General features: G+C 41.5%; 20 protein-coding genes. 8 read left to right on the top strand and 12 right to left on the bottom strand.

Going from position 1 to position 23,391, the window contains the following annotated elements:
* Positions 1-4: 4 nt before the first annotated feature.
* Both L0Z67_RS15705 and L0Z67_RS15710 read right to left on the bottom strand, forming a co-directional pair.
* On the bottom strand, positions 5-637 hold the full coding sequence (locus L0Z67_RS15705) for an OmpA family protein (protein WP_062568300.1): 633 nt from the start codon (positions 635-637) through the stop codon (positions 5-7).
* Positions 638-717: 80 nt separating this feature from the next.
* The gene (locus tag L0Z67_RS15710; protein WP_062568301.1) at positions 718-1,587 is read right to left on the bottom strand and encodes an ABC transporter substrate-binding protein; all 870 of its coding nucleotides are present in this window, start codon (positions 1,585-1,587) and stop codon (positions 718-720) included.
* 31 nt (positions 1,588-1,618) lie between these two features.
* Between L0Z67_RS15710 and chrA the strand changes: the two genes are divergently transcribed.
* Positions 1,619-2,758, top strand: coding sequence for a chromate efflux transporter (gene chrA / locus L0Z67_RS15715; protein WP_062568385.1), 1,140 nt, complete (start codon positions 1,619-1,621; stop codon positions 2,756-2,758).
* A gap of 8 nt (positions 2,759-2,766) precedes the next feature.
* On the opposite strand, the gene L0Z67_RS15720 is transcribed toward chrA, so the two are convergent.
* The 6 genes from L0Z67_RS15720 to L0Z67_RS15745 all read right to left on the bottom strand — a co-directional run bounded on the left by L0Z67_RS15720 (position 2,767) and on the right by L0Z67_RS15745 (position 10,537).
* The gene (locus tag L0Z67_RS15720; protein WP_062568302.1) at positions 2,767-4,005 is read right to left on the bottom strand and encodes a mechanosensitive ion channel family protein; all 1,239 of its coding nucleotides are present in this window, start codon (positions 4,003-4,005) and stop codon (positions 2,767-2,769) included.
* The gene (locus tag L0Z67_RS15725) at positions 4,002-4,925 is read right to left on the bottom strand and encodes an acetyltransferase (protein ID WP_405128228.1); all 924 of its coding nucleotides are present in this window, start codon (positions 4,923-4,925) and stop codon (positions 4,002-4,004) included. The genes L0Z67_RS15720 and L0Z67_RS15725 overlap by 4 nt, the downstream gene beginning before the upstream one ends.
* 26 nt (positions 4,926-4,951) lie before the next feature.
* Positions 4,952-5,833: an acyltransferase gene (locus L0Z67_RS15730; protein ID WP_062568304.1), complete on the bottom strand. Its 882-nt coding sequence runs from the start codon at positions 5,831-5,833 to the stop codon at positions 4,952-4,954.
* Positions 5,834-5,854: 21 nt separating this feature from the next.
* On the bottom strand, positions 5,855-7,735 hold the full coding sequence (speA, locus tag L0Z67_RS15735; RefSeq protein ID WP_062568305.1) for a biosynthetic arginine decarboxylase: 1,881 nt from the start codon (positions 7,733-7,735) through the stop codon (positions 5,855-5,857).
* Positions 7,736-7,914: 179 nt separating this feature from the next.
* On the bottom strand, positions 7,915-9,471 hold the full coding sequence (locus L0Z67_RS15740) for an ATP-binding cassette domain-containing protein (protein WP_405128229.1): 1,557 nt from the start codon (positions 9,469-9,471) through the stop codon (positions 7,915-7,917).
* A 1-nt stretch (position 9,472) separates the two neighbouring features.
* Complete coding sequence (locus L0Z67_RS15745; protein WP_237114556.1) at positions 9,473-10,537, bottom strand: molybdopterin guanine dinucleotide synthesis B family protein; 1,065 nt, start codon at positions 10,535-10,537, stop codon at positions 9,473-9,475.
* 261 nt (positions 10,538-10,798) lie between these two features.
* Here L0Z67_RS15745 and L0Z67_RS15750 point away from each other — a divergent pair, with 261 nt between their 5' ends.
* The 6 genes from L0Z67_RS15750 to speE all read left to right on the top strand — a co-directional run bounded on the left by L0Z67_RS15750 (position 10,799) and on the right by speE (position 16,275).
* Positions 10,799-11,197 (top strand): hypothetical protein, encoded by a 399-nt coding sequence (locus tag L0Z67_RS15750; RefSeq protein WP_405128230.1) that lies wholly within the window; start codon positions 10,799-10,801, stop codon positions 11,195-11,197.
* 11 nt (positions 11,198-11,208) lie between these two features.
* Positions 11,209-11,871 (top strand): response regulator transcription factor, encoded by a 663-nt coding sequence (locus L0Z67_RS15755; RefSeq protein ID WP_062568308.1) that lies wholly within the window; start codon positions 11,209-11,211, stop codon positions 11,869-11,871.
* A complete protein-coding gene (locus L0Z67_RS15760) occupies positions 11,858-13,225 on the top strand; it encodes an ATP-binding protein (protein WP_405128231.1) in 1,368 nt (455 codons plus the stop codon). Before L0Z67_RS15755 ends, L0Z67_RS15760 begins: the two co-directional genes overlap by 14 nt.
* Positions 13,226-13,239: 14 nt before the next feature.
* The gene (locus L0Z67_RS15765) at positions 13,240-14,028 is read left to right on the top strand and encodes an SH3 domain-containing protein (RefSeq protein ID WP_405128232.1); all 789 of its coding nucleotides are present in this window, start codon (positions 13,240-13,242) and stop codon (positions 14,026-14,028) included.
* Between the two features lie 90 nt (positions 14,029-14,118).
* Positions 14,119-15,174 (top strand): porin, encoded by a 1,056-nt coding sequence (locus L0Z67_RS15770; protein ID WP_405128233.1) that lies wholly within the window; start codon positions 14,119-14,121, stop codon positions 15,172-15,174.
* 237 nt (positions 15,175-15,411) lie between these two features.
* Entirely contained in the window at positions 15,412-16,275 is an 864-nt protein-coding gene (gene speE, locus L0Z67_RS15775; protein WP_062568312.1) for a polyamine aminopropyltransferase, read from the top strand.
* A gap of 52 nt (positions 16,276-16,327) precedes the next feature.
* On the opposite strand, the gene L0Z67_RS15780 is transcribed toward speE, so the two are convergent.
* From L0Z67_RS15780 to L0Z67_RS15790, 3 genes are all read right to left on the bottom strand, one after another.
* A complete protein-coding gene (locus L0Z67_RS15780) occupies positions 16,328-17,929 on the bottom strand; it encodes a methyl-accepting chemotaxis protein (RefSeq protein WP_062568313.1) in 1,602 nt (533 codons plus the stop codon).
* Positions 17,930-18,003: 74 nt separating this feature from the next.
* The gene (locus tag L0Z67_RS15785) at positions 18,004-19,233 is read right to left on the bottom strand and encodes a hypothetical protein (RefSeq protein WP_405128234.1); all 1,230 of its coding nucleotides are present in this window, start codon (positions 19,231-19,233) and stop codon (positions 18,004-18,006) included.
* A complete protein-coding gene (locus L0Z67_RS15790) occupies positions 19,220-19,834 on the bottom strand; it encodes a methylamine utilization protein (protein WP_062568315.1) in 615 nt (204 codons plus the stop codon). Before L0Z67_RS15790 ends, L0Z67_RS15785 begins: the two co-directional genes overlap by 14 nt.
* Positions 19,835-19,980: 146 nt before the next feature.
* Here L0Z67_RS15790 and L0Z67_RS15795 point away from each other — a divergent pair, with 146 nt between their 5' ends.
* Complete coding sequence (locus L0Z67_RS15795) at positions 19,981-22,023, top strand: glycoside hydrolase family 97 protein (RefSeq protein ID WP_405128235.1); 2,043 nt, start codon at positions 19,981-19,983, stop codon at positions 22,021-22,023.
* A gap of 68 nt (positions 22,024-22,091) precedes the next feature.
* Here the strand turns inward: L0Z67_RS15795 and envZ are convergent, their stop codons facing one another.
* Complete coding sequence (gene envZ / locus L0Z67_RS15800) at positions 22,092-23,387, bottom strand: two-component system sensor histidine kinase EnvZ (RefSeq protein ID WP_062568317.1); 1,296 nt, start codon at positions 23,385-23,387, stop codon at positions 22,092-22,094.
* Between the last annotated feature and the right edge of the window lie 4 nt (positions 23,388-23,391).

Raw genomic sequence — 23,391 nt, forward strand, 5'->3', positions numbered from 1 at the left:
AAGCCTAACCTTGTGTGTTTGGTACAATTTGAATCTCTACACGACGATTCAGAGCACGACCGTTTGCAGTATCATTACTTGCTACTGGACGTGTTTCACCATAACCTCGTGTACTTATACGGGCAGATAATATCTGCTGATTCACTAGGTAATCTTTAACACTTTGTGCACGTTGTTGAGAAAGCGTCATGTTATAGCTATCACGGCCGGTGCTATCAGTATGACCTTCAACACTTAAGTAAGTTTTTTCGTACTTGTTCATCACTTGAGCAATAGCGTTCAGCGTATTATGAAAGCCCGATGTGATATAAGATTGGTCAGTTGCAAATGTAATATTCGATGGCATGACTAGACGGATATTATCGCCTTCACGAACAACCTCAACGCCAGAGCCTGCCAGCTCATCACGGAAAGCCTCTTCTTGCTTGTCCATGTAATCACCTACAGCCGCACCTGCTAAAGCACCAATTGCTGCACCAATGAAAATACGTTTATCATCATGATCGCCTGTTGCTTTACCTAAAACAGCTCCCGTTGCTGCACCAATAGCTGCGCCTTTACCTGTATTTGTTGTTTCACAACCTGTTAATAAAACAGCGCATACACCTACTGCTAGAACCGATTTGCTAAAAGTCATGTGTCTCTCCATGGCAATTACTAATATTGAATTATTAACAATTATGAACAAATAACGATGAACAAACCATGAAGAATAGGTTAATTGTTCACATTTACTTTTGTGACAGGCGGCAGGTTATAAACCTTAACTAACTCACTCAGCCGGCCATTTTCAACAATTGCATTCAGGTGCTCTTGAAACTGCCGTGCTAATTCAGTGTTAGCAAACTGTTTGCTGAGAGCAAGATGCCCGTAGATTACATCATCAAAACGATAAGGCATTTTAATAATTTGTTTTGTGGGTCGATGTAAAAACACTGACGCATTATCGGCTGTATCTTCGACACCGATGACTAATTCGACACGTCCCTTAAGTAACATCTCGAAGGCATTATTTTCACTAAGCGCTTCCACTTTTAGCAATCGTTTGTCTTGGTCAAAGCGAGGAAAGTGAACAGCACCACGCGTTACAGCTATGCGTTTACCACGTAAATCTTGATATTTATTGACAGTGAATAAGCTGCTAGCACGGGCATAAAACACAAATGAAGACGTCAGCACCATATAAGGAGGTGTTAAAAAGTGCATTGTTTTTTCACGCTTAGCAGTACGGATTAATCCACCTTTAACATCGATTTCATTTTGTTGAAGCATTTTCACACAGCGAGGAAATGGACAAGCAACAAAATCAACTCTAAATGGTAAACTTTTTTGCATGTCGCGCATTATATCAACCACTACACCACTAAATTTTCCATCTTTAGTCGCTATGCTATAAGGGGGCGCGTGATCTAACCCGACCGTTACTTTAGGTAACGGCGAAGCAAAAACAGCCCCTGTACCAAGTAGTAATAGCAGGTAAGTAAAATATTGTCTCAAAGGGCTACTCACACCAAGTTCACTCATTTTTGATAATGAAAGACACGTTAATGTCATAAAAACCACAAAAATGTCATACAATGTTGTCATAATAGAGTGGATTACCTGTATGGCAAAAGCAATGTTACTCATTATATTTAAACAATTTTTACTACTAGGCTGTATGAGTTTTGGTGGCCCTGCAGCTCACCTTGGTTATTTCAAAAGGCATTTTGTTGATAATCTGAACTGGCTAAGCAACGAACGATACGCGCAACTAATTAGTCTAAGCCAAGCTCTACCAGGACCGGGGTCCAGCCAAGTCAGCTTTGCTATTGGGGTCGAAAAAGCAGGATTGCTGGGTGGCCTTAGCGCATTTATTGGCTTTACCCTGCCTTCATTTTTAATTATGTTTTTCCTCGCGTTGAGCGCCCATCAATTTGGCAACCTTTACTTTGCCGTCATTGCGGGTCTTAAACTATTTGCTGTAGTGATTGTCGCCGATGCAACCTACAGTATGGCAGTGAGCTTTTGCAAAACCCACTTACACAAGCTTATCGCGGTGATGAGTACACTTGCGCTAATATTCTTTGCTCAGTTATCAAGCCAAGTTTTTGTGCTTATTGTGGCAGCTGCAATTGGCTGGTTTTACCCGCACATTAAACTCCCCCTCACCAATAATAGTAAAAAAGTGACTATCGCGTGGCTCCCCCTTGGGCTATTCGGCACCTTACTATTACTTAGCTTTTTACCTTTAGGTGAATGGTTTGAAATGTTTGCACCATTTTACCAAACTGGTGCGATGGTATTTGGCGGTGGCCATGTAGTGCTACCCATTTTGCAAGCAGGTGTACCAACTCTTGAGACTGGGCAATTCTTGTCGGCTTATGCTAGTGCACAGGCCATCCCTGGGCCTATGTTTACGATTGCCACATACCTCGGCGCACAAGTTACACCCAACAGCTCATTGGCAGGTGCAATCCTTGCAACACTTTTAATTTTCTTACCTGGTTTTTTATTAATGTTCGCATTTTTGAAAAGCTGGTTGCAGCTTGCTGATAAGCCCCGTTTCGCAGGAAGTATTGCTGCATTAAATGCCGCGGTAGTCGGCTTTTTAGCAGCGGCACTTTACTCGCCGATTTGGCAATCAGCAATACACACTGTGTGGCATATCATCGTTGTGGTAGTTGCGTTTGCTTGGCTTAGACTTGCAAAGCCACCTATTTGGTGGCTATTAGTAGGTTTTATTATGCTGGCGTTGGGGCAGCAATATATCAGCTAGTACTATTATTAACTCGCCGAGCTATTTACCTTAATGCTCGGTTTAATACCACTCTGATCATTAGCGCTAAATTGTCCCGTGACACTTTGATATGGGCGCAGTCCAAAAATCGGAATCACTGCTAGCAAATGGTCCATAATTTCAGCTTGTAGATGCTCATAAGAAATCCAACGTTTATCTTCACTAAAGCAATAAAATTCAATCGGTAATCCATGGTTGAGCGGTTGTAACTCACGCACCATCAACGTGAGATCACGGTTTATCTTTTCATGCTGTTTTAAATAGCCTTCAGCATAACGACGAAACAAACCAAGATTTGTAACAGGCTCAGGTAAACTAGAAACACGAATATAATCATGCAATGGAATCGCACTGTCGATTTGCTCGCGAAATGCTTCATCAACTAAGCGAATACTATTCATATCAATGTTCAAAGAACGTTTGATGCGACGCCCACCAGACTCCTGCATTCCTCGCCAGTTTTTGAATGAGCCAGCAACAAGCATGTAAGTCGGGATCGTTGTAATTGTGTTATCCCAGTTACGAACTTTCACCGTATTTAAGCCTAGATCAATGACTTCTCCATCCGCACCATAACTGTCAACTTGAATCCAATCACCATAAGTAACTAACCGATTAGCTGCAATTTGAATACTGGCAACAAAACCTAAAATCGTATCTTTAAATACTAACAAGGTCACCGCAGCTATCGCACCAAAGCCAGACAAAATATAGGTCGGTGACTTTTCAAGTAAAATACTGACAATTAAGATTGCACAGATCATAAACGTGATAAGTTTTACCACTTGAATAAGACCTTGAATCGGCACTTCTCTTGCGAAATCAAGCTGGTTGTAAATACCACCTGCAACACTAACAATACTGCTTATGATGAAGCCGCCATAGATGATTAGCACTACTTGCCCTATCGTTTTAAGTATAAGGGCTGCAACATCAGTAACAGGGTATACATTGTCAAACGTAGCTAAAAATAATACACAACATAACGTACCGGCAAAACGGCCATTAAGCTTAGTCAACAAAGGAGCTAGGGCGCCAATACGCTCAGGCGATAAACGCGTCACTGCTTTTTGAATACCAGGAAGCATAAGTTTGCGTGTAAAAACATACACAAACAGTAATGCACAAATGCCAATAGCCGTTGCCGTAAGTGCGCTAAGCAGCTGTGCATCAGGCATATTTTCAAACCAAGGCATGACTAATTTTTGCAGGTTAGTTTGCTTCATGGTGTTTCAACTTCCTCATTCATCGTTGCCATATAGTTGTCTTGTTGCGTTTGATGATAACTTATTAGCTGAGCATCTTTTTGCAACCATAAATCGTTAATATGCTGCTGAAAAGAGGTTCTAAAGTCACGGTCATGCTGATAGTCCCCAATCATCTGTGCAGCAATTGCTTGCACTTGCATATCCACTTTTATCGCATCAAGACGACCACAAATTAAATTGCGGCAGATATGCTCTCCCTCTCCTTGATAAATAATCGATGTATTCAAAAGTGCATCAAATTGCTCTCCCAATACTTCGAGGGCAAAAGCAATCCCGCCAGCTTTTGGTTTGAGTAAATGGGTAAAGGGACTATTTTGTCTATGGTGCTTTTGAGTGGTAAAACGCGTGCCTTCGACAAAGTTAATAATGGTTGTTGGGTGATTTCTAAAATCTCGACAGCTGCGCTTGGTTCTCTCAACGTCAAGACCTTTGAGTTTAGGGTTTTTAGCCAGCTGCGACTTACTTACACGCTTCATAAATGGCATGCCCATAGCCCATGCCCCCGTGCCGATGAAAGGCACGTACTTTAATTCATCTTTTAGAAAAAATTTAGGTGCTGGCAGTGCATCAATCGCACTCAATACAACAATATCAAGCCAGCTCATATGGTTTGAGATAAGTAAGTACCAACCTTTACGATTTAATGAGCCTTGAATATTAACTTCTATACTGGGGCACCCAAGCCATAATGCAAGACGGTTACCATTACACCAGCCTTTGTAAGCTAAATGCAAAGTATGGCTAACCGCCTTAAACGGTAAAACCAATTTGAGCACACCTAATAGCAGCACAAGCGTGCCCCATAAAATGACATTGGCAAACAGCACAATACTGACAAGTAGCCCTGTTAGCCAATTAGGTAAAAATTTTTTTAACATATGTGTGCTCTCAATGGCGCAAGTAACTATGATTTTACTTGCGATTCAAATTGCGCTAATTGCTGATTTTTCTGCAACCAGATTTGGTTCAATTCAGCCTGAAAGTTCACCCTAAAGTCTGCATCGTTAGTGTAATCACCAATTAAGTTAGGGCTTACATCCATCACTTCAACACGGACATCAATGCATTTTACGCGACCGCTCGCAAAATCAACAAAGCTCGGGATCCCACCGGGGTAATGTATGGTGACATTGACCACTTTTGAGATTTGCTCCCCCATCGCTTGCATAACAAACGCTACACCACCTGCTTTAGGCTTTAGTAAATACTCAAACGGGCTATTTTGACGTTGATGTTTTTCTGCCGTAAACCGTGTTCCTTCAACAAAATTAACCACGCTTACTGGCATCTCTTTAAACTTTTCACAGGCTTTACGTGTTGTTTCTAGGTCTTTACCACGTAACTTGGGGTTTTTCTTCAATTGACTTTTACTGGTACGGGTCATAAATGGAAAATCGAGTGCCCACCAAGACAGTCCTAAAAAAGGCACATAAATTAATTCTTTTTTTAAGAAAAAATTTAAAAATGGAATACGTCGATTAAAAATGCGTTGCATCACCAAAATATCAACCCAGCTTTGATGGTTTGCAATCACTAAATACCAGTCTTTTGCTTGTAATTGCTCAAGCCCTGTAACGTTAAGCTTGTAAGGGGCAAATATATTTTGATTAACACTGTTACCAGAAACCCAAACTGTCGCACACTGCTTGGCAAGCCAGCTCATTAGTTTTTGCAATGGCTTGATTGGAATCAACTTAATCAGACCACAAATAAAAATCGGCACAAACCAAAAAAGTGTATTGATGGTATAAAAGAAAATACTTAACACACAACGAATAACGGACATTACAACTTATTCCTTTAACGCTTAATCTTCAAAATACGTGTAGCCTGCAAGGCCGGCATTTAGCTCGGACAAATATTGTGCCTTATATTGCTCATCAATTGCCAGTTCACTGACCCTTTTTGCGAAGTTTTCAGCAAGAATTTCGCTATCATAATCAACAAACTTTAATACGTCCTTAACACTATCACCTTTTATTGCATTCGTTAGCTGGTAGCCGCTGTCAGTAAGTTCCACATGAACTGAGTCAGTATCACCAAACAAGTTGTGTAAATCACCTAAAATTTCTTGATATGCCCCCACTAAGAACATCGCAATATGATACTGCTGCCCAGGTTTATATTCAGGGATAGGTAGGCTGCTCTCAATTCCCGTGCCTTCAACATAATTACGGATTTGCCCATCAGAATCACAGGTAATATCTTGAATAATGGCACGTTGTGTTAGTGGCTGATGTAAATTTTCAACAGGCATGACGGGGAATAACTGTTGAATCCCCCACACGTCTGGCAATGATTGAAACAATGAAAAGTTAACAAACAGTTTATCAGCCAACTTTTCATTGAGATCATCGAGCACCTCACGATGCGCACGTGCATTTTCGCTAAGCGAAGCACGAACACGGTGTAAAATAGTAAAATAAAGCTGCTCTAGCTTAGCCCATTCAAGCATGCTCAGTAAGCCGTGCACATATTGGTCGTGAGCTTCACTAAATAAATGCATAGCATCATGATAGATTTCTAAGGCCATACGGGGTGTTAAACGCTGTAAGCATTGCCACATATCTTCAAGCACTAACACACTATTTGTTTCTGGAGGCGCAGGGTTAGCATGATTAGGCGCACGCTCAACGTCAATCACGTCAGTAATCAATACCGCGTGGTGCGCAGTTAACGCACGACCCGACTCTGTTATAATAGCTGGATGTTTTAAGTCATGCTGCTGGCATACTTCAGCAAACGCATTCACAACATTACGTGCATACTCTTCAACACTATAATTCATTGAACATGCGCTACGTGAACCAGAGCCTTCATAGTCAACACCGAGTCCTCCACCAACATCAACGGTATTAAGAGGCACACCGAGTTGTGTTAGCTCAGCAAAGTGGCGGGCACATTCGCGTAACGCTCTATGAATGTCACGGATATTGGCAATTTGTGAACCGATATGAAAGTGCACTAGCTGCATCAGGTGTAATTTATTATGTGACTTTAATAACTCAACAGCCGAAAGCACCTGTCCCGCCGTTAAGCCGAACTTACCTTTTTCACCACCTGTGTTTTGCCACTTTCCTTTACCCACGGAGTTTAAGCGGATACGAATACCAATTGAGGGTTCAATACCTAAATCATCAATTTCAGTTAATAGCGTTGTTAACTCAGAAAGCTTCTCAACAACAATGTGAACTTTATGACCAAGCGCTTGACCTATGCAGGCTAGGCGCAAAAACTCACTGTCTTTGTAACCATTACAAACAATGGTAATGGGGTTTTGCGCAACACCCAAAATCGCCATTAATTCAGGTTTAGAACCTGCTTCTAAACCAACCAAGCCGCTTGGATGAGCCAGAAGTTTAGTTACCACAGAGCGCTGTTGGTTTACTTTAATTGGGTATACACAAGTATAACTACCTTGATAATCTCGTGCATTACGTGCTTTGGTAAATGCACTCGTTAAAGTGCCAACACGATTTTGCAGAATATCGGTAAAACGCACTAGAACAGGTAATGTTAGACCTTGCTTTTTAAATTGTTCAGTCAGTTCAGATAGGGAAATTGCCGCCTTAGCTTGATCGCCATCAGGGTAAGCAACCAGCTCTCCTTGCGCATTAATGTCAAAATAGCCGTCACTCCAATGAGCGACATTATACGTGTTGCGTGCTTTATCTAAACCCCAAGTCATGGCATTGTCTTCTGTAGTTTCTTTAATATAAACGCATATTTTAATACGCTACCCGCCACCACGCTAACAAAAAATACTGATTAAACCAAAGACAAGCCAAATTAAATGATGTTTATTATCTAAGTCCCCCTTATAAAATTCCGAAAGTCATAAACCTATCAGCTGTAGAATGAATAATATTAGGGCGCCGTGAGCTGGCCTTTATCTACATTCAAAACGCCTGTATAGGCTATGGGTGCCAGCTCTGGCTCACTTACGAGTAAAAGCGTGAAAGAGTGTTGCTCAGCAACATCTTTCAGTAACTGCCTGATCTCAGGGTGAGCAATAAACACCGGCAAATCGATTACCAATACCGCAGGTTGTATAAGTAGTGCTCTCGCTAATAAAATTCTGGCGACTAAGCTTTGTGGACAACCGCGTCCAAGCTCAGCAACTTGGCTGTCTAGTAAAGATTCATTAAATCCTAATTTTGTAATGAATGTTTCAACCTCTGCACTGCGCTTTTTTCCCGTACCATATAAAATATTGCTGTAAATTGATCCCTTAAAAAGCTGAGAAAATTCATCAATAACAACTATCAACTGCTGTAAGCGTCTAAAGTCTAGGTTTTCAAACCGTCTTCGACCTAACACTAAAAACCCAGAGACAGGTTCTCGTTGTTGCGCAAGAGCGCGACATAGCATTGACTTACCGACGTGCCCGCAAATTAAAATACGCTCGCCAGCAGCAATCTCAGCATTACACTCTGGCATTGCACTCAAAATACGTAACTGACGTAGTTTTAAATCATAACGTTGAAAACGCTTTAAACGATGCTCCGCACGCTTTGTTGTTAGCGTGCAGCGATCATGAGCTAATTTTAAACGCTTTCGAGCAACATAAAAGTTAACCCAATCGGCCCAGCTTCTAATTAAATAATCGATACTCAATAAACATAGAGATAAAATAAGTACGCGCACTAAACTCGACCACGCCATTATGTTCATATCTTTTGAGTTCAGTACGATTAAAGTGGTAACGGTGAGTGGTGCTAAGCTTCGGCATATTAAAATACCTCCTCGCCAGTACACAAGCTGCCATGCTAAATCACGTCCTCGACGATCAATACGCTTCACTTCTTTACCTTGATTCCTCATCCGAGCAACATTGAGATAACCAAAGCAACGCTCGCTCAAATGCCCACTTAAACGACCACGACTAGTACGAATATTACCCGCGAACCGCAAAGCCCACAGCGTAATGGACGCAATAAAAGCAAACACTATAATCACAGCAAGTAGTACACTAAAAGCCAGTTTTTGATTCTGCATAAACAGCAGCCAACCAAAAACGATTAGCCCTATTCCTCCCATTTGTCCGTAAGCTAAGCCTCGTCCTGCAAAATGAGCAACACCATTAGCGTCACTAATTAAGCGGTTCATAGCCACGCCAATACGGTTGGGCCCATGTTCTATATCTGCACTCAACATCCGCTGAAAAAGCGCATTACGATATGCTAAAACGAGTTTCTGTCCATTTTGCTCGGCAAGAACACTGAGGCAAAATCTGGCTACAAGATTAACTAAAACGCCCCCCAAAAGTGCTATGGTTAGCGAGAACACCTCGCTTTGCCAAGCATTTGAAAACCAAATTAACTTGTAGCTACTCGCTCCTACACTTAGCAATGCTAATAGAGTGAGGGATATAAGCCGCAACGGCCCAATCCCCGACAAAAATGTAGGAAATCCACTGTTCATACTAGGCTGTACCTGATGTGTAAGCGTCAGTTCCTAAAATATAACAAGCTGTTGTAGGGTCGCGTAAATCAGCTAAATCATACACCGTCATCCCTAATGCATTTGCCGCCTCACGTGTGGCTAATGGAGAAGCACAGATACGTCCACCAATTCCCTGCACATTGTATCCCTGGTTCACCAGCCAACTGGCACCACTTTGTGCACCCATAGCTTCGCGTGCAGTAAATAAAACATTTGGAAAATGTTGTTTAAAGTCAGGACTTTCTAGAATCGCATTTGTTTCTTGTTGATAGATACCATCCGCCACTTCAATCACAATTGCAGTGCAACCCTTGCGTATTAGTTCTGCCGCTAGAACAGGATAAATTTGCTTCGCTTGTTCATTACCAATATTAAAACTTGTTGGATAACCTGCATCAGTAAAGTCAAGTACGTGCGCGGCACCTGAATCCTTCATTAGCCAAAGATCACCACCTGCTCCAGTGCCTGTAATTTTCATTGCCCCCACAGTGTGACCAGCAGCATTTAAACCATGAATTAAATGGGCCGCTGTGGTTGTTTTACCCGCATTCATCGAAGTTCCAACCACCACCACGCTTGGCACGCTATTGGCTACGAGCCCATATTGATGGCTGGGCAGTTTATAATCAGCGACATTTATAACCTGATCATGTTTATTGGTGATTAATCCTATTGGTTGAATAGCAGTGGGTACTGAAATGCGACTGTGCCAACCAAGCGCTAAACCAGCAATACCACCAGCAGCAACCATATGACAAGCATCTAAGTTATTGGGTACGGTCGCTTCAAATTGATCTGGAGCATAACGATTGCCAAAAGCGAGAATAATCTCATCACCTTCATATAAAGTTGCTTTACGACCATCAATTCGTTCTATTTTTGTATGGTGACCAATCTCTGTCACTCTTGCTAATACAAGGTCACCACTTTTAGGTGACTGGTTTGTGTTTAATCCCTGCAAATCATTGCTGTCTACTCGGCGCGTTACAAAAGCACGCTTTGCAGACTGAAGGCGCTGTGACATAGTGTAAGATGATGCTGACATAATATAATTCCTATACATTAAGTGACTATAATTGGCCTCATTGCCAATCAATGAGTGCATCTTAAAAGCATCACCCTGACAGCTATGTTATATAACCAGTAAGCTTGCTGTAATATTCAAAAAAGACATTACAAATCAAATAACTAACTATTTATTTTTTATTAAAATAATAAATTAGTAAACCTAAGTGGTGACTGTAAGGTTGTTGTAAGCTAAGGCTAAGTATACTCCTTTGTTGCTATCTTCTTTTTTAGGCGGGCTATGTCGTTATCCAACAATAAACAATGCCATTTTATCCCTTTAGCAATCGTTTTATTTTTGCTGACAGGGTTCGCTTATGGTCAAGATGAGCAGTGCACAGTTCAAAGCAACACTCCCTCAGCGAAAGTTTTTTATCGCTTTATTAAAAAGTTCAAAGCTGAAGACTTATTAAATGGGGAGACTCTTTTGAAATCAAATGTGCAGCAACTCGACTGTCAACAAGTCTTTAAGGTCAAAATTGTTAATCGTAGTGGTGATGTCAGTCATCGTTATTACCAAACCGACACCTTTGAGTTGATTTTAGATGATAGTAAAAAGCAATGGGATCCCATCAATCGTGTTTTTCAAGAATTAGATAAACTGATTGGTGATAAGAGTATCAGCAAGGAACAACCATAAAAGGAAGCAATATGCGCGCGTTAGTCGTTGAAGATAATACTCAAGCTGCCGAGCAAATTAGTCACGCATTAACTGAACATGGATTTGCAGTCGATCAATGTCACGATGGCGAAGAAGCGTGGTTTATAGGTGATACGGAAGAATATGATATCGCTATTTTAGATATTGGCTTGCCAAAACGTGATGGCTTAAGTGTCTTATCTGATTGGCGAAGAAATGGTAATAAAATGCCCGTGATTATCTTAACCGCCCGTGACACATGGCGTGAGCGGGTAACAGGATTAAGAGCTGGCGCAGATGATTACTTAATCAAACCATTTGAAATGGAAGAATTACTGGCACGCGTAGAAGCCCTTGTTAGGCGCAGCAATGGCCACGCTAGCAGCGTTTTAAGTGCCGGTTCTTTGCAGTTAGATACCGCAACTCAACGTGCGACACTAGCAGGAACTCATCTTGATCTAAGCGCATTAGAATATCGTTTGCTCGCCTACTTAATGAATAGACAGAATCAGGTTGTCTCCAAAGCAACACTGACAGAGCATTTATATCAAATGGACTTTGAACATAACTCAAATGTTATTGAAGTTTTGGTCAACCGTGTACGTAAAAAGCTAGGCACCACGCATATTCAAACCCGACGCGGACAAGGATATCTTCTCAATGCCGACGAATAAAACTTACTCGTTACGCGGTCGTTTAATACAGCGCATGATCATTTTCATGATAATTGCGCTGAGTGTGTTATCGGTGGCACTAGTCATGCTTTTCGACTCATACATCGAGCGACGATTTGATCGAACGCTAACAAATAAATCAAACTCGTTATTGGCTGCCACACAGTTCACGTCATCAGGGGAGTTACAGCTAGATCACATCTCTGCAGCAGCGCGATTTCAAGAACCTTTTTCAGGCTGGTATTGGCAAGTCATTCATCAAGGTGAGGTAAAACAGCAATCAGCTTCTTTATATGCCGACGCCCCGTTTCCTTTAATTGCTGAGCATAACAACCCGCAGCTAACTTTTATTGAATTTGAAGGACCAACAGGCCTAGCCTTACGAGGAGCCATTCGTCGTGTTCATTTTCAAGCTGTCGATCAAACGGTATTCATCATTGTCAGCGGCCCAAAAGATGATATTCATAGTGATGTGATTGCTTTCGCAACTCGCTTAATAGTCGCGTTCGCACTTTTAGGCTTGGTGTTTGCCAGCCTTTTACTCTGGCAACTAAAAAAAATGCTTCATCCGATAAAAGAATTACAACGAGGAATTCGCGCCATTCGTGATGGGCAGCAAGACTCCTTGACTTTATCTCTTCCGAATGAGCTTGATGAAGTACAAACTGAACTTAATCATTTGCTACAAAACAATAAAGAAATATTAGAGCGAGCTCGTTTGCAAGCATCAAATCTCGCTCATGCTTTGAAAAATCCAATTTCAGTGTTAAAGAATCATGCAAATCAGTTACCTCAAAGCGACGCAAAAATCATTCTCGAACAAGCTGAAAAACTGAGTCAAAGCACGCATAGCCACTTGGCACGCGCTCGTTTGGCGGGCTCATTTGAAAAGCTAGCAGCAAGAACCAATGTCGCAGACACACTCAGTGAGCTGATTTTTAGCCTTGAACTTTTATATAAGCAAAAAGGCTTGAAAATAAATTTCTCTTGCCACCCTCATCTGCAATTTAATGGCGATAATCATGATCTTGATGAGGTCTTAGGGAATCTAATCGATAATGCCTGTAAATGGGCCACACAACGTGTATTTATTAAAGCAACACATGTTGAGCGTGGCATAGAAATATGCATAGAAGATGACGGCCCAGGTATTCCAACCACTGAACGCCAAACTGTGTTTGCTCCTGGCAAGCGCTTAGATGAAACAACACAAGGCAGTGGCTTAGGCCTCAATATAGTTCAAGATATTGTTCTACTGTATGGCGGCACTATTTCCTTGCATGACAGTACACTTTCAAAAACAGGTTTAGCTATCACTTTGCTACTACCTGGCAAGCAAATAATCATGGATTGACACTCGGAGTTCTTATGAAACAATTAATCTTATCAATTGCTTTATTTACCCTAACTGGATGCCAGCTCACTGAACTAGTTAAAGATCCTGGGGCAATTGAAACACAACTGAAAAAACAGCATGCCTTAGCTGCATTGGCGATCAACGAAGAGCTTGATCTGTTTTTAAGTGATCAAGGCCGTCAGCACTTGTTTCATGAGTTGGCTCATAGCCTTAAAAAGCCCACACACAGTAAAATAGTTAATCAAGACTCAGTGACCAAAACCCGCTGGACGGCAAGCATCGACGACACCACTTTACAAGCCTTTCAGCTGCAACGTGTTGGCCAAGAAAATATAAAAACCAATTTTGAACTCATGTTTCTTGATATACCGGTGATTAGCAAAAATAAAATATCTCTTTTTCAGGCTCCATCGCCTGATTCAGCGCCAATGGGTCAAATTGCCAAGAATGAATTAGTAAAAGTGCTAGCCTTAGAGCTTAATGAAGAATGGGCATTAATTGAGCGAGATAACCAGCTCATTGGCTATGCAAAATATGCCGATTTTGAAAATACAATCAAAAAACGTGATTTTCTAAACAGCCGCCCGTATGAGCTTAAAGTAACATATGATAACGACCTAACCCGCGATGGCTATGTATTACCTATTCACCACATTTTTGGCTTAGCACAGTGTCGCATTGTTAAATTACAATTTAAGCGCCAAGCGATACAACAGCAGCGCACTATCAATTTATGCCAAAAAACACCTGATGTTTGGTTTATTGATCCTCACCACGATAGCGCAACCACAGCCAATTAATAACCTGACACTCACCTTACAACGCCTCTAAGCATCTTGTCAGGAGAGGTTTTTTACCATGTCTCTTATTGAATTAATAAGAGACAAAACATGCGATACTCATACACTATTTTCCCTGTAACCCTACTACTCACAAGTGCACAAGTCAGCAGCAGTGACATACAATTAAAAGACTTAATAAATGAGCTTGATATTTCACCTTACGCTAATTTAAAAATTGCCGCGACTTATAGCAATAAACAAGAAAAAACACATGAACGGTCAAACCGTTCTTCTCAACAGTGGCAATTAAAAGATAATGCCAGTAAAGCAGGAATTAAATTCAATTACCCTGTTGCCCAAAGCAAGATCTACGGTCGTTATGAATTGGGAACCAATGCTAATACTGATGACACGCCCTTTTTTAAAACTCGGCAAGCTTATTTAGGTGTACGCACCCAATGGGGGAAACTGCAGTATGGGCAACAAAATGCGATTGTAAAAAACTACGACAATTTTGACCGTAGCCACCGTGTGGGCGCATCGGTTCATTTAACAAAAGACGAGTTAAACACCAAGCGCCCTTCTCATACTATGCAATATCACACTCGCTTTGATGAGTTTCGCCTTTCAGGTCAATACAACTTCAGCCGCACGCTGGAAAATAGACCGCAGTTGAGAATTGGTAGTCAGCGATTGAGAGTCAAAGATACTAAGCTAGATTACGGGGTTGGACTAGGTATTCATTACACAGGTCTCAAAAATATCGAGCTTGAAGCTGGTTATCAAGCCAGCTATTACGAACAAGCCAAGTATCATACCCACATCGCTTCTGCTAAATGGCAAGCAAGCTCAAATTTGCAAGTTTCTATTTATGGCGCAACACACTCACTCAAAGACTTACAAAAATCTAAAACAGCAGAATCTCGACACTACGCACTTGGCGCTCGTTATCGTTTATTTGACCAGCATCGAATCTATGGCAGTCTAGAGTATGCTTGTGGCGCTAATGACATAAAAGGAGCGAAGCAACGCGCCCTTGTCATTGGTAACGACTATCGATTTGCATCGCAAAAACACGCTTATGTAGAAATCCGAAAACGTTATTTCGATGCTGATAAGGCTGATGATATAAATGTGGCTCTTGGCATTAATATTAAATTTTAATTAGCCTTACTATTTGGATAGTGGTTTATTTTTGTTATGCCTATAGTTTATTGTTTTTAATAATTATTAATTGTTTATCGCGATAAAACGACACCACCTTTATCACGGTTAAAAAAGTACCAGTTACAAGGCGGAGAAAAATATTCGCTATACTGATTAAAATTTGATTGAGCAATTGGCCAAGCACTGGCAGAATTGCACCCCTTTTTTACCATAAACCAAAAGTGTATAAGCAAGATGGCTAATTTAGATCAAAACAACTGGTTCACTGAAATTAGTGACCGTGATGGTAGTGCCTTTTCACTTCGCATAAACAAAAAGCTTGATGAACAGCAGTCACCATTTCAAAAAGTAGAAATGTATGAAACGACTGACTTTGGTAATCTTATGATTATTGATGGCTGCACTATGGTAAGTAGCCGTGAAAACTTTTTCTATCACGAAATGATCAGCCATCCAGCATTGCTTGCACACCCCGCTCCTAAAAATGTGGTTATCATTGGTGGTGGCGACTGCGGAACATTGCGCGAAGTATTAAAACACCCAGGTGTTGAAAGCGTGACGCAAATTGATATTGATGAAGTCGTGACACAAATGTCACTAAAATATTTCCCAGAATTATGTGAATCAAATCAAGATCCACGTGCCACTGTGATGTTTGACGACGGTATCAAATACATGCGTGAAGCAGCTCCTGAGTCAATCGATGTTGTGATTGTAGACGGTACAGACCCTGTTGGTCCGGGTGAAGGTTTATTTAACCATGCTTTTTATACTAGCTGTTTAACGGCACTTCGCCCTGGTGGTATCTTAATTCAACAAAGTGAATCACCGCTTATGCACATGCCACTGTTAGTAGAAATGCGCGACGCGATGACAGAAGTGGGCTTTGTTGATCTACAAACTCTGCCTTTTCCACAACCAATCTACCCAAGTGGCCTATGGTCAGTAACCCTTGCACGTAAATCAGAAGCCTTCAATGGTTTTCGTGAAGATGATGCTGATACACTTTCGCAAAGTACAGAATACTATAATGCAGGTATTCACCACGGCGCATTAGCCACACCAAATTATATGAAACGCGCTTTTGAGAAAAAGTAGTTTTACTAAACTAAAAAAGGGCTCATTGAGCCCTTTTTGTTATCAATTAGTTTTAAACCTTAAACCGATTAACTAAATGATTAAGCTCATTAGTTAATTGGCTCATACGATTAGCCACCTCTTGAGTCGAGCTTGCCAAGCCTCCGCCTTGCTGAGTTTGATCGTTTAAGTCTGACAAGTTTTGGCTTATTTCATCAGCCACAGCGGTTTGCTCTTCAGTTGCTTGCGCCGTCTGCATTGCCATGTCGTTTACTTTCACTGACGATTCTTGCATCAAGTTTAATACATCATTTGTTTGCGCGAATGACTCAACCGCTTCATCAGCATAACGCTTACCACTATTGATAGCCTGTAGTGATTGTTCAACACTTTCCGCAAACTGCTCAACCATTGTTTGTATGTCATTTGTGCTGTCTTGCGTTCGCGTTGCAAGAGTACGTACTTCATCTGCTACAACAGCAAACCCTCGTCCTTGTTCGCCTGCTCGCGCAGCCTCAATGGCTGCGTTCAAAGCGAGTAAATTTGTTTGCTCAGCAATGGCACGTATAACTTCAAGTACTTTGGCAATATTATCAGAGCTTTGCTGTAATTCAGTAGAACGTTGACTTGCATGCTCCATATTTTCGGATAGCGCGGTAATTTTTCTACTTGAGTTATCTACTGCCGACAAACCCTGCTTAGCAAGCTGTTGCGAGTTATCAGCCTCATGGGATGAGTTTTGCGCTACATTTGCCACTTCACGGCTAGCGACACTCATTTCATGTACCGCGCTGACAATTGACTCAGATGCTTGGCTGAGCTTTTGATTTACTTGGTGGTTTTGATTAGCAAAACTGCCTAAATCGTTACCTAATGCATTTAACTCTTTTGCTTGTTCTAAAATATCTTTAATCAACTGCTGTAAATTATCCAAAAAGCGGTTGAAAGCAGTCGCAAGATCAGCAAATTCATCTTGTGTTTTTACGTTAATTCGCCCCGTTAAATCACCATCTCCAGAAGCGATTTCATTAATGCGCTCAGTGACATAGTTAATTTGTCTAGTTAATTGGCGCGGTACAAAATAACTAAACCAACCTGCAATGGCTAATACGACGGCGATCATGATCATTAACATCACTTTAAAATTGATCACTTTGCTCATCAGCTTCTCGGTTTCAGCTTGTGATGTTTTATCCGCTGCTTCACCGGCTTTATCTAAAATATCACGTAGTGCCGAAAAGGATTGCTCTGCAGCTTGTCTTTGCGAAGCATCAGCAGGGTTATTTATGTAACTTGTTGATGCTGTGTACCATGCATCAAATGCGCTATCAAAGTTAGGGAATTGACTCGTAATCTCAGAGTATGGCGACATATAAGATAGATATTGTTTAAAACGTTCTTTAACTTGCTCGGCATTTTCTTGGTGATCTGTTAGTTGCTCTTTATCACCTTTCATTTGAGTAACAAGATGCAACTCTGCCACTTTTGCTTGATATAAGTCTCTGTCTGCATTTACAACTACCGATACGGCATTTACAAACCGCTCTGACTGGGCGTCTATTGCCACTCTTTGTATGTTTATTAAGTAGGTGTAACCTGCTATCAAGATTACGATAGCAATTGCGAGTAAAACGATAGGCAGTGAACTTTTGACGCGAATGCTTTGTAAATTCATACATTATCCTAATTCAAATTCTAATTAGCACGTTTATTAGAATGTTAGTAGAAAAACTAAAAAAGTGTATGAGGTTAAAAGCGCCAATGTGCAGATAGCATTAACTGTTGTTGTGAATTGCGCTCATTAAATCCCATACTTGGTCTATTTTGAGCGTCACTGCTCAGTACTGAATATTCAGCACCCACTTGCCACTGTGTTGACAATTGATACCGCCAACTAGCGGTTAAAGCATCTCCTCGGCTTTGGTTAGGATCAAACATCCAATCATCATGATCATTAACCTTAAAGTAATCATACCTAATTGTGAGACGATGCTGGTCTAACTTGTGGCTTAACATAACAAAATGACTGTAAAAACTGTTGTTTACTCCTCGATTTTTACCCATTGCAGTCTTACCATCTAGGAGCTGCATAATAATGCGCGTCTGCTTGGTAAACTTGTACAACCAGGCCGCACTCAAAAAGCGCGTATCCCAAGCATACTGACCAGTACGCGTATTTATTGCGCTCGGATCACCATTATTATCATAGTAGTAAATACGAAATTGTGAACGTTTTTGATAATCCCAATGTGCGCCAACATAGTAACCAAACCGACCATCGACTTCTTCGAAGGGCTGCACATAGTCGGCCTGCTTGGTAAGCTGTGAATGAGAAAAAGATGCCGGCACAGAAAAATCGATACGTTCATTAAATGTTGTTTGCCTATCATGAAGTGCAAAACCACGCCAAGACAACAGCGTTCCAGCAGGATCGTTACCTTTAAAGACCGCTGCAACACCCTCAAAACTATGCTCACTACGAAATTGTCGACCTGGGCGCTTTATACTTGCTTCAACACCAAAAGTACGTATTTCTTCTCCTAACCAACTATTAATGGCTGAGTTGGTGTAGTTATAAGGTGACATCCAGCCACTTTGCGGATTCTCAAGCGACATTTTCGGATAAAAGCCACCGGCTTTAATAGCTAACTTATAACGACTTTCTGTCAACGGCTGGTATTGCAGATAAGCTTGGCTAAAACCGATTGTCGTAGAAGGGTCAGCATGAACATTAACAGTGGAGTGCATAGACCAATCTCTATCTAACTCTAAGCGACTGCTGAGCATCGCTTGAGAAAGACGAATACCATCATGGTCATTATCGTAGCGATATAAACCAATACCGGTACGCTGGTAGCTGGCTAATTGATCGCCTGTTAGTGCGGATATTGCGATTAATCCTTCATGCTCTGCAAGTACAGAGCTAGGTAAACCAAAAAGCACAGAGCACAGTACTACTTGCCACTTATTCATAGTCATCGAACTCGTCACTGCTTAATTCAAGTGCTGGTAAAAGCGCCTGCTTCAATTGATAACGTAACACACTGTTTTTGCTATTAAACGAAGTAATTTCTGGTTCGCTAATGTCAGACAATCGATCATGCCATATCGCTAACTCAAACGTCCCTTCAGGGAGATCTAAATCAACAAAACCTTGTTCATCAGTTTGCGCAAATGATGGACTATCAACCACAACAATATAACCCAGCATCCAGTCATGAATATTACACCCGAGTTCAACAACCCCGGTCTGCTCAAAACGAACCGGCTTTTCAGGTTTATCTCGGTAAAGTTTTAATTCGAAGTGTTTTGCTTTAGAAAATGAATACACATGGTGCATGATAGAATCTAAGTTCGGAAATTCAACATTCGCCCCTTTAGGCACCACTAATACATGAGGAGAAAAAGCTCTATTTTCTTGGCTCATGGTGTAACTAGCTTCCGTTGATGGACTTTGCGAGTGGCCTTTCAACCAAACAACAGCATTAGCAACAGGCTGACTGTTTTGGTCAACAACTTGAATTTTCTGTGCCATCAGTGTTGGACTAAAGGTAAGTAATAATAGGATTATTCTTATCATTTTTGATGAACCTTTTCATATGCTTGGCTTTTTAAAATCAGTGCGTACTTTGCTGAATACGTATGCAGATACCTCGTATTAACACGCAAGTCAATTTATGCTTATTGTGACAACAATCCACAACCATAAGCCGCCAAGGAACAACAATGCGATTAACTGCCTTAATGTTAGCAGCCTTTTCAGGTACTTGCCTAGCACAAACCACAACCGTCAGTTCACCTGATGGGCAGATCAAAGTAACTATCTCAGATGAACAACACACACCTAGCTACGAAATCAGCTTTGCAGGTAAACAAATCATTGCTAACTCTGCGTTAGGTCTTGTTTTTAAACAACAGCCAGCAATGAGCGAAGGTTACAAAATTAGTAGTCAAACTACCGATTCTGTAAAAAGCAGCTGGGAGCAACCTTGGGGTGAACGCCAAATTGTTGTTGATAACCACAATGAAGTGGCTGTTACGTTTAAAAAACCTCAGCCGCAAGGTGGCACTTTTACAGTACGTTTCCGTGCTTTTAATGATGGTATTGGCTTTCGATACGAATTACCAAAGCAAGCAGGCTTTGAAGATATAGAAATCACCAAAGAGCTTACGGAGTTTGCAATTACAGACTCATCACACGCAACGGCTTGGTGGATACCTGCACGCGGTTGGAACCGCTATGAATATGTTTATAACACCACGCCATTACATCAAGCGGCGCTGGTACACACACCATTTACCTTAAAAAACAAAGATGGCATCCATATTAGTATTCACGAAGCTGCCCTTGTTGACTATGCGGGCATGGTTCTAAATCAACGCCGTGACGGTACTTTTCAAGCCGATTTAACACCTTGGTCTGATGGCGTAGCAGTTAAAAAGCACGGCGCATTCAATACTCCTTGGCGTACCATTCAAATTGGTGATGAAGCTGTTGATTTAATTAACTCCGATATTATCTTAAATCTAAACGAACCAAATAAACTCGGTGATGTATCGTGGGTTAAACCCGGCAAATACGTCGGTATTTGGTGGGGTATGCATATCAATGAAAATACGTGGGGTAGCGGTAAAATTCATGGTGCTACAACCGCAAACACTAAATACTATATGGACTTTGCGGCTAAGTATGGCTTCGATGGCGTACTCGTCGAAGGCTGGAATACTGGCTGGGATGGTGACTGGTTTTATAACGGTGATGTATTTAGCTTCACACAGCCTTATGATGACTTCGATATTGAACAGTTAACCCACTACGGCAAAGAAAAAGGCGTGCAATTAATCGGTCACCACGAAACATCAGGTAACGTAACTAACTACCGCAATCAAATGGAAGATGCGTTTGCACTGTACGAAAAATCAAATGTGAGTCAAGTAAAAACAGGTTACGTCGCTGACGGCGGCAATATCAAACGTATTGATGAAAACGGTATTGTGCGTAAAGAATGGCACGATGGTCAGTTCATGGTAAACGAATACTTATATAACGTAAAACTGGCTGCAAAACATAAAATTAGCATTAATACTCACGAACCAATCAAAGATACCGGTCTGCGTCGTACATACCCGAACTGGATAACCCGCGAAGGGGCGCGCGGACAAGAGTTTAATGCATGGGGAACCCCTCCAAACCCACCAGAACACATTCCTATGCTTGCTTTCACTCGCATGCTGGCAGGCCCAATGGACTTTACACCAGGTATTTTTGACATGGGCTTTAACGGTTTAGGTGCCGATACCAACCGTCCACAAACGACGCTCGCAAAACAATTAGCCTTGTATGTTGTGATGTATAGCCCAATTCAAATGGCCGCAGATTTGCCACGTAACTACTTAGCGAAACCAGATGCATTCCAATTTATTCAAGATGTACCAACCGATTGGCAACAAAGTATTGCTCTACAAGGTGAAGTGGGCGATTACGTTGTGTTTGCACGTAAAGAGCGCAAGCGTGATCAATACTCAGGTAACGACTGGTATTTAGGTGCTGTAACAGATGAAAACGCCCGCACTTTAGAAGTGAAGTTAGACTTCTTAGATAAAGGTAAAAAGTTTGAAGCACAAATCTACCGTGACGGTGATAAAGCACAGTGGATAAATAACCCTTATAACTTAACAGTAGAAAAACGCATAGTGACTGCTGATGATAAGCTAACGATAAAGCTTGCCACCAGCGGTGGCACAGCGATTCGATTTAAAGCACTGTAAGGCGACGAGTTTAAAAAAACCTAAAAAAACGCGGCATATAGATGCCGCGTTTTTCTCTAAGTTACTATCTACAGTGGCAAATAGATCTGTGCGCTAAGGCCACCTTCTGGGCGATTAAGTAGTTGCACTCGCCCGCCGTGCATATCAACAATACGCTTGATAATCGCTAGACCTAAACCGCTCCCTTCACTACCGCGAGCGGCATCACCTTGTTTGAACGGCTCAAAGACAGTTTCAAGTTCACTTTCAGGAATACCTGGCCCTTGGTCATTTACAACCACCATGGCAAACTTTTTATTACTGCTCATGCGCGTTTCCACTTCAATATCACCGTCAGAGTAACGAATGGCATTTTCAATCATATTGGTCACAACACGCTTTATAGCTACCGTACTGACAGGTACGTTACTAATGCTGGGGTTTTCTTTAAAACTAATTTGCCGATGATGCTTTTGCTCGGCCTCAACGACTTCATTGACGATGGCATTAAGATCTTCAAGAGCAAGCTCTTCGCGCTTGTGATGACGCAAGTATTCAATAAATTGATCGATAATCGCATTCATATCCTCAATATCATGAATAATTCCTTCACGCAGATAATCTTCGTCGTCAGACATCATTTCTGTTGCTAAACGAATACGTGTAAGTGGTGTACGTAAGTCATGGGAAACCCCTGCCATAAGTAAACGACGATCGTTTTCTAATGCCGCAATACCACGCGACATTTGATTAAACGCACGGGTTACTTCTATCACTTCAGTTGAGCCTTGCTCTTCAAGTTTTGTTGAGAAGTCCCCAACACCTACTTTAACTGCCGCCTGCTGTAGCGCTTTTAATGGTCGGTTTAGATGGCGCGCAAACAACCAACCACCTAATACGCTTAAAAAGCCGATACTAGATAAATAAAAAGTGAGGAATTCAAGGTTATTCTCTTGTAACCCAGTCAATGGCACTCGCACCCAATAACCTGGGGCTTGTGGTGCTTCAACCCAGTATACAAGTGGATCTGTTTGGCTTATACGCACTCGCGCAGAACCGTTAAGTTGCTCCGACATGCTACGTGAAAGCATTGAATATTCTCGTGTTTCCGCCAGACCTTCACGCATAGCCTGGCGCTGCGTCATGACTTCAATGCCAGTGATTTCAAAAAATTTTTCGGACGCTTCTTTACTTACTTCAACGCCTTCTTCCCACTCAATAAACACCGTTTTAACTTGTTTAGAGAGGATCAGATTAACTTGCTCTATGGTGGGTTTAACCACATAAAAACTAACCGTTATATAGGACACTATTTGATTGATTAAAAGCAGTGCAGCAACCAAAAATACGGTTTGTCCAAAAGCACTACGTGGAAACATCCCCATAACT

Origin of the sequence: Pseudoalteromonas sp. PB2-1 (assembly GCF_045040605.1) — a bacterium.
Classification (GTDB): Bacteria; Pseudomonadota; Gammaproteobacteria; order Enterobacterales; family Alteromonadaceae; genus Pseudoalteromonas; species Pseudoalteromonas arabiensis.

Excerpts from the sequence above, each read along its gene's own strand:
- L0Z67_RS15705 (WP_062568300.1), bottom strand. The coding sequence starts at position 637 with ATGACTTTTAGCAAATCGGTTCTAGCAGTAGGTGTATGCGCTGTTTTA.
- L0Z67_RS15710 (WP_062568301.1), bottom strand. The coding sequence starts at position 1,587 with ATGACAACATTGTATGACATTTTTGTGGTTTTTATGACATTAACGTGT.
- chrA (WP_062568385.1), top strand. The coding sequence starts at position 1,619 with ATGTTACTCATTATATTTAAACAATTTTTACTACTAGGCTGTATGAGT.
- L0Z67_RS15720 (WP_062568302.1), bottom strand. The coding sequence starts at position 4,005 with ATGAAGCAAACTAACCTGCAAAAATTAGTCATGCCTTGGTTTGAAAAT.
- L0Z67_RS15725 (WP_405128228.1), bottom strand. The coding sequence starts at position 4,925 with ATGTTAAAAAAATTTTTACCTAATTGGCTAACAGGGCTACTTGTCAGT.
- L0Z67_RS15730 (WP_062568304.1), bottom strand. The coding sequence starts at position 5,833 with ATGTCCGTTATTCGTTGTGTGTTAAGTATTTTCTTTTATACCATCAAT.
- speA (WP_062568305.1), bottom strand. The coding sequence starts at position 7,735 with ATGACTTGGGGTTTAGATAAAGCACGCAACACGTATAATGTCGCTCAT.
- L0Z67_RS15740 (WP_405128229.1), bottom strand. The coding sequence starts at position 9,471 with ATGAACAGTGGATTTCCTACATTTTTGTCGGGGATTGGGCCGTTGCGG.
- L0Z67_RS15745 (WP_237114556.1), bottom strand. The coding sequence starts at position 10,537 with ATGTCAGCATCATCTTACACTATGTCACAGCGCCTTCAGTCTGCAAAG.
- L0Z67_RS15750 (WP_405128230.1), top strand. The coding sequence starts at position 10,799 with ATGTCGTTATCCAACAATAAACAATGCCATTTTATCCCTTTAGCAATC.
- L0Z67_RS15755 (WP_062568308.1), top strand. The coding sequence starts at position 11,209 with ATGCGCGCGTTAGTCGTTGAAGATAATACTCAAGCTGCCGAGCAAATT.
- L0Z67_RS15760 (WP_405128231.1), top strand. The coding sequence starts at position 11,858 with ATGCCGACGAATAAAACTTACTCGTTACGCGGTCGTTTAATACAGCGC.
- L0Z67_RS15765 (WP_405128232.1), top strand. The coding sequence starts at position 13,240 with ATGAAACAATTAATCTTATCAATTGCTTTATTTACCCTAACTGGATGC.
- L0Z67_RS15770 (WP_405128233.1), top strand. The coding sequence starts at position 14,119 with ATGCGATACTCATACACTATTTTCCCTGTAACCCTACTACTCACAAGT.
- speE (WP_062568312.1), top strand. The coding sequence starts at position 15,412 with ATGGCTAATTTAGATCAAAACAACTGGTTCACTGAAATTAGTGACCGT.
- L0Z67_RS15780 (WP_062568313.1), bottom strand. The coding sequence starts at position 17,929 with ATGAATTTACAAAGCATTCGCGTCAAAAGTTCACTGCCTATCGTTTTA.
- L0Z67_RS15785 (WP_405128234.1), bottom strand. The coding sequence starts at position 19,233 with ATGACTATGAATAAGTGGCAAGTAGTACTGTGCTCTGTGCTTTTTGGT.
- L0Z67_RS15790 (WP_062568315.1), bottom strand. The coding sequence starts at position 19,834 with ATGATAAGAATAATCCTATTATTACTTACCTTTAGTCCAACACTGATG.
- L0Z67_RS15795 (WP_405128235.1), top strand. The coding sequence starts at position 19,981 with ATGCGATTAACTGCCTTAATGTTAGCAGCCTTTTCAGGTACTTGCCTA.
- envZ (WP_062568317.1), bottom strand. The coding sequence starts at position 23,387 with ATGGGGATGTTTCCACGTAGTGCTTTTGGACAAACCGTATTTTTGGTT.